Source organism: Stutzerimonas stutzeri (assembly GCF_000590475.1).
Classification (GTDB): Bacteria; Pseudomonadota; Gammaproteobacteria; order Pseudomonadales; family Pseudomonadaceae; genus Stutzerimonas; species Stutzerimonas stutzeri_D.
Window position 1 is genome coordinate 4,376,341 of record NZ_CP007441.1, and the last position, 12,182, is coordinate 4,388,522.

The window sequence follows — 12,182 nt, forward strand, 5'->3', positions numbered from 1 at the left end:
CATGCCTGCTCGCCAGCGCTTTTCGGCGCTTTTCAATATCTTGACAATCATTGTAGCGGCGCCAAAAACAAAAAAGGCGTTCAGGTTCTCGACCTAAACGCCCTTGCTGCCGGCCGCAACCGATACCCTCAGTGCAGACCTTGAATGTAACTCGACAAGGCTTCGATATCCTTGTTGCTCAGCTTGGACGCAACCGTGCGCATGATCGCCGCATCGCCATCATTCGTGCGGTTGCCTTCGCGGAACTCGGTCAACTGCTTGGCTGTGTATGCTGCGTGCTGGCCACCCAGATGCGGGAAGCCCGCCAGATTGTTACCCACTCCATTTGGCGAGTGGCAGCCAGTGCAGGCTGGCATGCCATCCTCAACCTTGCCACCTCGGAAGAGCTCCTCGCCTTGCGCAACCAATGCCGGGTCCGCCATGCCAACGGTCATCTTCTGGCTGGCGAAATAGGCGGCGATGTCCTGAAGATCCTGATCGCTGTAGGGCTCGAGGATGCCAGTCATTTCCAGCACCTTGCGGCCAACGCCAGGCTCGGCGGTAGGACTGCTGCCGGCCTTGATGTCTTGCAGCTGTTTGAACAGATAGCGCTCGCCTTGGCCTGCCAGTTTAGGGAAGTTCGGTGCGGCACTGTTGCCATCGGCACCGTGGCAAGCGCCACAAACTGCAACCTTCTCTTTACCGGCTTCGGCATTTCCAGCCGCTTGGGCGATACCGGTGATGCCAAGGGTCAACAGCAGACTCACGAGTACTTTGTTCATCAGCTCATCCAACTACGGCTAAAGGGGTTTAAAGACATCTTATTCGGCAGGCCTACCGCGGGGGCCATGGCCTGCTCGTTAAAAGTGGCGTCTGATCTGGCACTCGAACGGCCTATTGACGTGTCCTTTTCGACAGTCAGGGAACCGTCTGACAGGGCGGTTTTAAGACCAAAGCGCACACAAAATCTGCGGCATTATATACTGGCGCTCTTGAAACGGAAATGAACCATTGCCGCACCCCGCGCACTCACCGGAAACCCCATGCTCCCCAAAAACCCGATTCTCGGCCTCTGCCAGCAAGCCACGTTCATGACCAGCGCCGCCAAGGTCGACCAATGCCCGGCTGACGAGGGCCTTGAAGTCGCTTTCGCCGGTCGGTCGAATGCGGGCAAGTCCAGCGCGCTAAACACCCTCACCCACGCCAGCCTCGCCCGCACGTCGAAGACGCCGGGACGTACCCAGCTGCTCAATTTCTTCCGCCTCGATGATGATCACCGACTGGTCGATCTCCCCGGCTATGGCTACGCCAAAGTGCCGATCCCGTTGAAGCAACACTGGCAACGTCACCTTGAGGCTTATCTGAGCAGCCGCGAGAGCCTAGCCGGCGTGTTTCTGATGATGGACATTCGCCATCCGCTGACGGAATTCGACCGGATGATGCTCGACTGGTCCAGCGCCAGCGAGATGCCACTGCACATCCTGCTGACCAAGTCCGACAAACTCGCCTTCGGAGCGGCGAAAAACGCTCTGCTGGCGATTCAGCGCGACATTCGCAAAGGCTGGGGAGACGGCGTCAGCGTTCAGCTGTTTTCAGCCCCGAAGCGGCAAGGTGTGGAGGAAGCGCAACTGAAACTGGCTCAGTTGCTTGGAATGCTGGAAGAAGACGCAGAAGAGCAAGACTGACGCTGCAACAACGCCGCAAGGCGGATCGCGTTTAGCAATCCACCCTGCGGAAATCGCGGTGGATGTAAAAAGCGACGTCCACCCTACATTCCGGCGTTCAGTCCCGGTAATCCTCGACTGGCACGCAGGCGCAGAACAGGTTGCGATCACCGAAGACGTTGTCGACCCGATTTACCGCCGGCCAATACTTGTGCGCCTGGGTGTGCGCGCTTGGCGTCACCCCTTCGGCGATGCTGTACGGGCGATCCCACGGGTGGGTCACGTCCGCCAGGGTATGCGGTGCGCGCACCAGCGGGTTGTCCTCGGCCGACCAGGCACCGTCCTCGACCTTGGCGATTTCAGCGCGAATACTCAGCATCGCCTCGACGAAGCGATCCAGCTCCACCTTCGACTCGCTTTCGGTCGGCTCGATCATCAGCGTACCCGGCACCGGGAACGACATGGTCGGCGCGTGAAAGCCATAGTCGATCAGGCGCTTGGCGACGTCCTCTTCGGTGATGCCGGTCTGCGCCTTGAGTGGTCGAAGGTCGATGATGCATTCATGCGCCACGCGGCCGTTACGGCCGCTGTAGAGCACCGGGAACGCATCTCCCAGACGCATCGCCAGGTAGTTCGCGCTGAGGATCGCGACCTCGGTGGCATCGCGCAGCTGCGGTCCCATCATGGCGATATACATCCAACTGATCGGCAGAATGCTCGCACTGCCCCAAGGCGCCGCGCTGACCGCACTGTTCTGCGGATTCGGCCCTTGCAACTCGATCACCGGATGGTTGGACACGAACGGCTGCAGGTGCGCCTTGATGCCGATCGGGCCCATGCCCGGACCGCCGCCACCGTGAGGTATGCAGAAGGTCTTGTGCAAGTTCATGTGCGAGACGTCCGCGCCGATATCGGCCGGTCGTGCCAGGCCAACCTGGGCATTGAGGTTGGCGCCATCCATGTAGACCTGGCCGCCCTGGGCATGGACCGCCTCGCAGATCTCGCGAATCCCTTCTTCGTAGACGCCGTGGGTCGACGGGTAGGTGATCATCAGGCAGGACAGCTTGTCGCCGGCCTCGGCGGCCTTACGCTTGAGGTCCTCCAGGTCGACGTTACCCGCTTTGTCGCACTCGACGATCACCACGCGCATGCTGACCATCTGCGCCGAGGCCGGGTTGGTGCCGTGCGCCGATGAAGGAATCAGGCAGATGTCACGCTGCCCTTCGCCACGACTCTCGTGGTATTTGCGGATCGCCACCAGCCCGGCGTACTCACCTTGTGCGCCCGAATTTGGCTGCATCGAGATAGCGTCGAAGCCGGTGATCGCACAGAGCCAAGCCTCCAGCTCGTCGATCATCAGCTTGTAGCCCTGGGCCTGCTCCTGCGGTGCGAACGGATGCAGGTTGGCGAATTCAGGCCAGGTGATGGGGATCATCTCGCTCGTGGCGTTCAGCTTCATGGTGCAAGAACCGAGCGGGATCATCGCCTGGTTCAGCGCCAGGTCCTTGTTTTCCAGCTGCTTGAGGTAGCGCAGCATCTCGGTTTCGCTGTGGTGGGTATTGAACACCGGGTGCGTCAGATAAGCGCTGCTGCGCTGCAGCTCGGCCGGAATGCCGCTGACGATGTCGCCGGCGTCCAGCGTGGCGATGTCCAGTCCGTGGTCGGCGCCGAGGAACACCGCCAGCAACTGCTCCACGGTCTGCTCGTTGCACGTTTCGTCGAGGCTAACGCCCAGCTTGCCGCGACCGAGGATGCGTAGATTGATCCGTGCGGCCTGGGCACTTTCGAGGATAGCGGTCTGAGCGCCGCCCACCTCGAGGGTCAGGGTGTCGAAGAAATGCTGGTTGAGGCGCTTGATTCCGTGTCGCTCCAGCGCGCTTGCCAGAATCGCAGTCAGTCGATGGGTGCGCTGGGCGATGCGCTTGAGCCCTTCGGGACCGTGATACACCGCGTAGCAGCTGGCGATGTTGGCCAGCAGCACCTGGGCGGTGCAGATGTTGGAGTTGGCCTTCTCACGACGGATGTGCTGCTCGCGCGTCTGCAGCGCCATGCGTAGCGCCGTGTTGCCGCGGGCATCCTTGGACACGCCGATGATTCGTCCAGGCATGGCACGCTTGAACGCGTCACGCGTGGCGAAATAGGCCGCATGCGGCCCGCCGTAGCCCATCGGCACGCCGAAGCGCTGGGTCGAACCGAGCACCACATCAGCGCCAAGTTCGCCCGGCGGCGTCAGCAGCAGCAGGCTGAGCAGATCGGCTGCGACACAGGCCAGCGCCTGCTGGGCATGCAGCGCCTCGATCGCCGGGCGCAAATCGCGGATCTCGCCGTGAGTGTCGGGGTATTGCAGCAGCGCGCCGAACACCTCCTGCGCCGCGATATCGTCGATCGGGCCGACCACCAGCTCAAAGCCGAAGGCTTCGGCACGGGTCTGCACTACAGAGAGCGTCTGCGGGTGGCAGTTCTCATCGACGAAGAAGCGGTTGCTCTTGCTCTTGGCCATGCGCCGCGCCAGTGTCATCCCTTCGGCCGCAGCGGTCGCCTCATCGAGCAGCGAGGCGTTGGCCAGGTCCAGCCCGGTAAGATCGATGGTCAGCTGTTGGAAATTCAGCAGCGCCTCCAGACGGCCCTGAGCGATTTCCGGCTGATAGGGGGTATAGGCGGTGTACCAGCCCGGGTTCTCCAGCACGTTGCGTAGGATTACCGGCGGCGTGATGGTGCCGTGATAACCCATGCCGATCAGGCTGGTCCAGAGTTGGTTCTGCTCGGCATAGCTGCGCAGCCGCGCCAGTGCGGCCTGTTCGTCCAGCGCTGGCGGTAATGCCAACTCGCCCTTAAGGCGGATCGCCGGCGGCACGGTCTGTTCGACCAGCTGCTCACGGCTGGACAACCCCAGCGCGTCGAGCATGGCCTGCTGCTCAGCCGCATCGGGACCGAGATGGCGACGCAAAAAGGCGTCAGGTTGCTGGAGCTGGGAAAGGCGCGGCACTTGGGACATCACTGCTCTCTCGAAAAAAGGAAAGCCCCTAAACGCAGGCTATTGTGAAAACCGATGTGATCGATTTTCACATACCTGCATCGCGAGGCTTTTGATGGGAACGCTTAGGCTTCGGCGTCGCAGGAAGCCTTGTAAGCCGCGGCGTCGAGCAGCTTGTCCAGCTCCGAAGCGTCGGTCGGCTGGAGCCGGAAGAACCAGCTGCCATAGGGCTCACTGTTGACCATCTCCGGTGAGTCGGTGAGCTGCTCGTTGACCGCAACCACTTCTCCGGAAATCGGCGCGTAGATGTCCGAGGCGGCCTTCACCGATTCCACCACACCCGCCTGTTGGCCGGCGGTGAGCTGCTGGCCGACCTCCGGCAGTTCCACATAGACCACGTCACCCAGCGCTTCCTGGGCATGGTCAGAGATACCGACGGTTACACTGCCGTCGGCTTCAAGACGGGCCCACTCGTGGCTGGCGGCGTAACGCAGATCGCTGGGGATGTCGCTCATTCGTATGTCCTCAAAAAAGCTATCAGTTTGCGGGCACGAAGCTCGACCGCCCGCTGCTAGGAAGCAGTTGGCCGAATTTACACCAGTACTTTGCCGTGACGCACGAAAGTCGGCTGTACCACGCGCACGGGATACCACTTACCGCGAATTTCCACTTCGGCCCGGTCACCAGCTGCAGCCGGCACACGCGCCAACGCGATGGCTTTGCCAAGCGTAGGCGAAAAACTGCCGCTGGTAATTTCACCTTCACCCACGCCGTTGACCCGTACGATCTGATGCGCGCGCAGCACACCGCGTTCTTCGAGCACCAGCCCCACCAGTTTCGGCAGATCGCTTTGCTCTTTCTGAGCTTGCAGCGCCGCGCGTCCGATAAAGTCACGCTCGGCCGGCTCCCAGGCCACGGTCCAGCCCATGTTGGCCTGCAGCGGAGAGACGTCTTCAGTCATGTCTTGGCCGTAGAGGTTCAGACCAGCCTCAAGGCGCAGTGTGTCGCGCGCGCCCAACCCGATCGGTGAAATACCGGCCCCGACCAGTTCACTGAGAAAATCGGGGGCCTGCTCGGACGGCAGGATGATCTCCAGGCCATCCTCGCCGGTATAGCCGGTGCGGCCGATGAACCAGTCGCCAGCGGCCCGGCCATGAAACGGTTTCAATTCCTGAATCAGCGCGGCCCGAGGCTGGCTGACCAGCTCAGCTGTCCTGGCTCGCGCCTGCGGCCCCTGGATGGCCAGCATCGCCAGTTCGGGTCGCTCGGTCACTTCGACGGCGAAGCCCTCGGCCTGCGCCTGCATCCAGGCCAGATCCTTGTCACGCGTGCTGGCGTTGACGACCAAGCGATAGCCCCAGTCAGTGAGATAGACGATCAAGTCATCGATCACGCCGCCGCGCTCATTGAGCATCGCCGTGTACAGGGCCTTTCCCTCGTATCCGAGGCGGTTCACATCATTGGCCAACAGGCGCTGGAGATAAGCCTTGGCGTCGGGACCTGCGACATCAACGACGGTCATGTGGGAGACGTCGAACACTCCACAATCACGTCGCACCTGGTGGTGTTCTTCTACCTGGGAGCCGTAATGCAGCGGCATGTCCCAGCCGCCGAAGTCGACCATCTTGGCGCCAAGTGCGAGATGCTGATCGTAGAGGGGAGTACGCTGACCCATGGGTTTCTCCTTCCGGGCAGGTCGCCGAAGCGGCGTGGGTGAAGCTCATTAGTGTCGAGCAGACAAGCTCGACGATTTTTGAATGGCGCGCATTGTAGCCCCAAGGTTGTGACAGGTCACGGTGAGGCGATGGAGCGAAGAGTCAACCGGCCCGCCGGGCCGAACGGCGGATCAGCAGGACGACCGGCAACAGCCCGACCAGCACCAGCGTAAGCGCAGGCAGGGCGGCACGTGCCCACTCGCCCTCACTGGTCATCTCGAAGATTCTCACCGACAGCGTGTCCCACCCGAACGGCCGCATCAGCAGCGTTGCCGGCATTTCCTTCAGCACATCGACAAATACCAACAACGTGGCGCTCAGCGTACCGGGCAGCAGCAACGGCAGATAAACCCGAAAAAAAAGCGCCGGCCCGCCCACACCGAGGCTACGCGACGCTTGCGGTAGCGACGGGCGGATCCGCGCCAACGCGCTTTCTAGAGGCCCGAACGCTACAGCCATGAAACGAATCAGATAAGCCAACAGCAAGGCTCCAAGGCTACCGAGCAGGATCGGTTTGCCGGCGCCGCCGAGCCATTCGGACAGCGGAATGACCAGTTCGCGATCGAGATAGCTGAACGCGAGCATGATCGACACCGCCAACACCGAGCCCGGCAGCGCATAGCCTAGATTCGCCATCCCAACAGCCGTTTTTACCGTGCGCGCCGGAGCCTGACGCCGGGCAAAAGCGAGCAGCAACGCCACCGCGACCGTGGTGAATGCCGCCAAGCCACCCAGATAGAGCGTATGCAGAATCAGCCCGATATAGCGCTCGTCTAGATCGAATCGCCCACGCTGCCAGAGCCAGACCAGCAATTGCAGCAACGGGATGACGAACGCGCAGAGAAACACCAGGCCGCACCAACTGCTGGCGGCGAGCGCCTTGAAGCCGTGCAGGCGATAAAGCACCGCCGAGCGAGCCCGGTCGTTGGCGGGCCTGGCCGCACCGCGCGCACGGCGCTCGCCGTAGAGCACCAGCATCACCGCCAGCAGCAAAAGACTGGCCAGTTGAGTCGCGCTGGTGAGGCTGAAAAATCCATACCAGGTCTTGTAGATGGCAGTGGTGAAGGTATCGAAGTTGAACACCGCGACAGCACCAAAATCGGCCAGCGTTTCCATCAATGCCAAGGCCAGCCCAGCGCCAATGGCCGGTCGTGCCATCGGCAACGCCACGCTCCAGAACGCTCGCCAAGGCGATTGCCCAAGAACTCGCGCCGCCTCCATCAATCCCTTGCCTTGGGCGATGAATGCCGAGCGGGCAAGCAGATACACGTAGGGGTAGAACACCAGGACCAGAACGATGATCACCCCGCCGGTGGAGCGGACTCGAGGAAAGCGTACCTCGCTGCCGAACCACTCGCGCGCCAACGTCTGTACCGGGCCGGCGAAATCCAGCAGGCCGATGAAGACGAATGCCAGTACATAGGCGGGAATCGCGAAGGGCAGCATCAGCGCCCAGTCAAGCCAGCGCCGCCCCGGAAATTCGCACAGCGAAGTCAGCCACGCCAGACTGACCCCAAGCACGGTCACCCCGACGCCGACACCCAGGACCAGCGTCAGCGTGTTGCTAAGCAGTCGTGGCATCTGGGTTTGCCATAGATGCGACCAGATGCGGGTATCGATGTCGCCCCAGCTGAATAGCAGGACGCTCAGCGGCAGCAATACCAGCGCAGCGACGGCGAGGGAAATGGGATACCAACGGTGCTCGACAGGGTGGGACACGCAGGCCTCGAAAGCTAAAAGACAACGCCCCCGGCATGCCGGGGGCGTCGAGTATAACGACAGCCGAAGCTGCAAGCTGCAAGCTGCAAGCTGCAAGCTGCAAGCTGCAAGCTGCAAGCTGCAAGCTGCAAGCTGCAAGCTGCAAGCTGCAAGCTGCAAGCTGCAAGCTGCAAGCTGCAAGCTGCAAGCTGCAAGCTGCAAGCTGCAAGCTGCAAGCTGCAAGCTGCAAGCTGCAAGCTGCAAGCTGCAAGCTGCAAGCTGCAAGCTGCAAGCTGCAAGCTGCAAGCTGCAAGCTGCAAGCTGCAAGCTGCAAGCTGCAAGCTGCAAGCGAGATTAGCCTCCTCGGGCTAACGCTCGGAGGCCGTCAAACCTTCTCTTGTTCTGCGAGCTTTAACTTAAGGCTTTGATGCGTTGGGTTTACCGCCGCCTCTCAATTCCAGCCAGCGCGGTCCATCATCATAATCGCTTCGGCCTGCCGCTCGCCGGCAACCTCCACCGGAATGGTGTCAGCCTTGAACTCACCCCATGCGGTCACTTCCGCAGACGGCTGCACGTTCGGATTTGCCGGGAATTCCATATTGGTGTCAGCGAAGATGCTTTGCGCCTCGGCCGTGGTCATCCATTCGACCAGCTTTTGCGCAGCCTCAGGGTGCGGTGCATGCTTGGTCAGACCGATACCCGAAAGATTGACGTGAACGCCACGGTCTTTCTGGTTCGGCCAGAACAGCTTCGCTTTAAGTTCCGGATCCTGCGCATGCAGGCGGCCATAGTAGTAACTGTTGACGATGCCCACATCGCATTGCCCGGCGTCGACCGCCTGGATCACGGCGTTGTCATCAGCAAAGACGTCGGTGGCCAAGTTGTTTACCCAACCCGTGATAATTTCTTCGGTTTTCTCGGCACCGTGGGTCTCGATCAGGGTGGCGGTCAGCGACTGGTTGTACACCTTCTTACTGGTACGCAGGCACAGGCGGCCTTCCCATTCCTCATCGGCCAATGCTTCGTAGGTGCTCAGCTCGCCTTGCTCGACGCGCTCAGTGGAGTAGACGATAGTTCGCGCGCGCAACGACAAGCCGGTCCAGGCGTCGGTGGAAGAGCGGTACTGAGCGGGAATATTGTCTTGCACCACTTGGGAGTGCATAGGCTGCAGAATGCCCATCTCTTCCGCCTGCCAGAGGTTACCGCCATCCACCGTCAGCAGCAGATCCGCCGGGGTGTTCTCCCCTTCGGCCTTGATCCGGGCCATCAGCGGCGCTTCCTTGTCAGTAATGAACTTCACATTCACGCCCGTCTTGGCCTTGTAGGCGTCGAAAACGGGCTTGATCAGCTCGTCGATTCGAGAGGAGTAGACCACCACTTCGTCGGCAGCTTGTGCAGCACTCGACAGCGCAGTGAGCGCCAGAGCAGCGAATAAACCTTTGCTTGCCTGCATGGATCAGCCTCTATATCAATTGTGAACGAGGCTGAATAGTAGTGAATGTCATTTACTTTCTCAACGCGGCAATCTGCACAGGCCAGCAGGCCGCAGCAACACTCGATCAGAAGCGTGCCAGGTCCGGCAGATCACCACTCAAGCCCAACGCCTGGCGCACAAACAATGCCTTGGCTTCAGGCATGGCCTGAATCGCTTTCAGACCAGTGTTGCGCAGCCAGCGCAGCGGCAGAGGATCGGCCTGGAACAGGCGCTCGAAGCCCTCCATCGCGGCCATCATGGCGAGGTTATGCGGCATGCGACGGCGCTCGTAGCGTGCCAGCACTCGTGGATCACCCAACTGCGCGCCACGAGCAACAGCGGCCAGCAGCACCTCTGCAAGGACTGCAGCATCGAGTAAGCCGAGGTTCACGCCCTGCCCCGCCAGGGGGTGGATGGTGTGCGCAGCATCACCAATGAGAGCCAGGCCTGGCTGCACATAGCGCTTGGCATGGCGTTGCCGCAAGGGGATGCACACGCGCGGATCGGCTTCCAGCACCTCGCCCAAACGGTATTCGAATGCTCGCCCAAGCGCCTGGCAAAACGCTTGTTCATCCAGCGCCATGAGACGCTGCGCTTCATCCTCGGTGGCCGACCAGACGATCGAGCACCAATGCGGATCGCCTTCGCGTTGCAGCGGCAGGAAGGCCAGCGGGCCGTCATCGGTGAATCGCTGCCAGGCTGTCTGCTGATTTGGCTCGGCACAGCGAACGCTGGTGACGATGGCGTGATGCAGGTAATCCCATTCTCGCGTATCGCAGCCCACCAGACGGCGTACCGCGGAGTTGGCGCCATCGGCCGCAACCACTAGAGCAGCACTGAGTTGTTGCCCATCGGCCAGGGTCAGGGTCCAGCCGTGTTCGTTCTGGTGCACCTGCTCCACCCGTGCATCGGCCAACAATTCGACCGAGCCGTGGGCCTTCAAGGCGTCCAGCAGGGCATCCTGTACCACGAGGTTCTCGACAATGTGACCGAGCACCTCGGCATGTACCGACGCTGCGGAAAAATGAATCTGGCCCGTGCCGGAGCCATCCCATACATGCATATCGGTATAAGGACTGGCGCGCCGGCTGACGATTCCTGGCCAGGCGCCGACGCGCTCGAGAATCCGCTGACTGGCGGCGGACAGAGCGCTGACACGCGGTTCGAAAGAATCGCCGGATGCGAAAGGCCGCGGGGCCAGCGGGCCGGCATCGATCAGCTTGATGGTGAGGCCGGCGCCTTGCAGTGCCAAGGCCAGGGTACTGCCGACCATACCGGCGCCGACAATGATGAGGTCCGTTTGCATTGCTGCTCTCCTATGCGCCGGTCTGCGGCCTGTCTGGTGAGCCCGCAGGCCGTGATCGATGGCCCCGCGCATCGCTCGATACTCTGCCGACAGGCTTGCCGCCTGCCAAAGGCTCTTCAATCGCTCGGAGCCCCTCGATGCTGAGATGATTCCTGTAAATAACGACTCATCCGGAACGTTTAGCCTAAACGCTCAGCGCTCGCGTACGCCCAGCCCCATCGCCTGCCGCGCAAACCAGGTCTTGGCTGGAGGTAGAAGATCCAACCCCAGCAGCCCGACATTGCGGGCCGCGGTGGAAAGACGGGCCGAATCACCGAACAACTGGGTCAGCCGGTCGGAGAAACCCACCGTGAGCCGCTGATCCGTCCGCTGCTGCTGCTGGTAAGCCTGCAACACACCTAGCTTTCCCAGCCCCATTGCACTGTTCAATAGCGCAGTTGCAAGCGCCTCGGTGTCTCGCAGCGACAGGTTGTATCCCTGCCCGGCAATAGGGTGCAAGCTGTGCGCGGCATTACCCAATACGACCAGCCCGGAGCGAACCTGTTCTTCTGCCTCTACCAGCATCAGCGGATAGAGATGCCTCGCCCCGACCTGCTGGAAGCCACCCAAGCGGTAGCCGAATGCCTCTTGCAGTTCGCCGAGGAACTCCGCTTCCGGGAGCGCGGCAAGGCGCGCCGCATCCCGCTCCGAACGGGTCCAGACCAGCGCGCAGCGATTGTCTTGCAACGGCAACAGCGCCATCGGCCCGCTATCGGTGAAACGCTCGAACGCCTGTCCGCCATGAGGCTTGCCCGGCGTCACGTTGGCGATCAGCGCCGTTTGATCATAAGGCGTGCACTTGATCTCGATGCCGAGTTGCTCGCGCAATGCGGACCGCCCACCGTCGGCGAGCACAGCCAAGTCGCAGTCAAGCTGTTGCCGGTCGGTCAGGATCAGCCGATAGCCGCCGTCCAAGGGCTGCATGCGCTCGACTTCGGCGGGGCAATGACGAACCACGACCCGATCATCCAGCGCCTGCCACAGGCAATGGCCAATCCAGGCGTTCTCCACCACATAGCCCAGTGCAGGCACCTGCTCGGTGCTGGCATCGAGCCGAGCAGCGCCCGCCCGGCCGCGATCGGAAACATGGATGCGCATGATCGGCTCGGCACGCTCGGCAATCCGCTCCCAGACGCCCAGCCGTTGATAGATCAGCCGCGTACCGTAGGAAAGCGCCGTGGAGCGCGCGTCGTAGCTGGGCTGATACTCATTGCCCGGCTCGAACGGCTCGATCAGGTCGATGGTCCAGCCGCGCGCCCTGGCGCCCTTCTGCAGCGCCAGCGCCAGACTGGCACCGACCAATCCGCCGCCCACGATGGCGAGCCTGCCCACG

Annotated in this window: 9 protein-coding genes; 1 reads left to right on the forward strand and 8 read right to left on the reverse strand. The window is 61.8% G+C overall.

The annotated features are described in order from the left end of the window. Positions 1-128: 128 nt before the first annotated feature. Positions 129-761 carry a c-type cytochrome gene (locus CH92_RS19830; RefSeq protein ID WP_025243500.1) on the reverse strand — a complete coding sequence of 211 codons (633 nt, stop codon included), beginning with the start codon at positions 759-761 and terminating at the stop codon, positions 129-131. Between the two features lie 261 nt (positions 762-1,022). Between CH92_RS19830 and yihA the strand changes: the two genes are divergently transcribed. After that, positions 1,023-1,664: a ribosome biogenesis GTP-binding protein YihA/YsxC gene (gene yihA, locus CH92_RS19835; RefSeq protein ID WP_025243501.1), complete on the forward strand. Its 642-nt coding sequence runs from the start codon at positions 1,023-1,025 to the stop codon at positions 1,662-1,664. 97 nt (positions 1,665-1,761) lie between these two features. Here the strand turns inward: yihA and gcvP are convergent, their stop codons facing one another. The 7 genes from gcvP to ubiH all read right to left on the reverse strand — a co-directional run bounded on the left by gcvP (position 1,762) and on the right by ubiH (position 12,181). Next, complete coding sequence (gene gcvP, locus CH92_RS19840) at positions 1,762-4,638, reverse strand: aminomethyl-transferring glycine dehydrogenase (RefSeq protein ID WP_025243502.1); 2,877 nt, start codon at positions 4,636-4,638, stop codon at positions 1,762-1,764. Between the two features lie 104 nt (positions 4,639-4,742). Next, on the reverse strand, positions 4,743-5,132 hold the full coding sequence (gcvH, locus tag CH92_RS19845; protein ID WP_025243503.1) for a glycine cleavage system protein GcvH: 390 nt from the start codon (positions 5,130-5,132) through the stop codon (positions 4,743-4,745). Positions 5,133-5,209: 77 nt separating this feature from the next. Beyond that, the gene (gcvT, locus tag CH92_RS19850; RefSeq protein ID WP_025243504.1) at positions 5,210-6,292 is read right to left on the reverse strand and encodes a glycine cleavage system aminomethyltransferase GcvT; all 1,083 of its coding nucleotides are present in this window, start codon (positions 6,290-6,292) and stop codon (positions 5,210-5,212) included. 142 nt (positions 6,293-6,434) lie between these two features. Further along, positions 6,435-8,051 (reverse strand): ABC transporter permease, encoded by a 1,617-nt coding sequence (locus CH92_RS19855; RefSeq protein ID WP_025243505.1) that lies wholly within the window; start codon positions 8,049-8,051, stop codon positions 6,435-6,437. Between the two features lie 430 nt (positions 8,052-8,481). After that, positions 8,482-9,483, reverse strand: coding sequence for an extracellular solute-binding protein (locus CH92_RS19865; protein ID WP_025243507.1), 1,002 nt, complete (start codon positions 9,481-9,483; stop codon positions 8,482-8,484). A 106-nt stretch (positions 9,484-9,589) separates the two neighbouring features. Next, positions 9,590-10,810, reverse strand: coding sequence for a 2-octaprenyl-3-methyl-6-methoxy-1,4-benzoquinol hydroxylase (locus CH92_RS19870; protein ID WP_025243508.1), 1,221 nt, complete (start codon positions 10,808-10,810; stop codon positions 9,590-9,592). A gap of 192 nt (positions 10,811-11,002) precedes the next feature. Beyond that, positions 11,003-12,181, reverse strand: coding sequence for a 2-octaprenyl-6-methoxyphenyl hydroxylase (gene ubiH / locus CH92_RS19875; protein ID WP_025243509.1), 1,179 nt, complete (start codon positions 12,179-12,181; stop codon positions 11,003-11,005). Position 12,182 lies beyond the last annotated feature (1 nt).

Excerpts from the sequence above, each read along its gene's own strand:
- gcvT (WP_025243504.1), bottom strand. The coding sequence starts at position 6,292 with ATGGGTCAGCGTACTCCCCTCTACGATCAGCATCTCGCACTTGGCGCC.
- gcvH (WP_025243503.1), bottom strand. The coding sequence starts at position 5,132 with ATGAGCGACATCCCCAGCGATCTGCGTTACGCCGCCAGCCACGAGTGG.
- yihA (WP_025243501.1), top strand. The coding sequence starts at position 1,023 with ATGCTCCCCAAAAACCCGATTCTCGGCCTCTGCCAGCAAGCCACGTTC.
- gcvP (WP_025243502.1), bottom strand. The coding sequence starts at position 4,638 with ATGTCCCAAGTGCCGCGCCTTTCCCAGCTCCAGCAACCTGACGCCTTT.
- CH92_RS19870 (WP_025243508.1), bottom strand. The coding sequence starts at position 10,810 with ATGCAAACGGACCTCATCATTGTCGGCGCCGGTATGGTCGGCAGTACC.
- CH92_RS19830 (WP_025243500.1), bottom strand. The coding sequence starts at position 761 with ATGAACAAAGTACTCGTGAGTCTGCTGTTGACCCTTGGCATCACCGGT.
- CH92_RS19865 (WP_025243507.1), bottom strand. The coding sequence starts at position 9,483 with ATGCAGGCAAGCAAAGGTTTATTCGCTGCTCTGGCGCTCACTGCGCTG.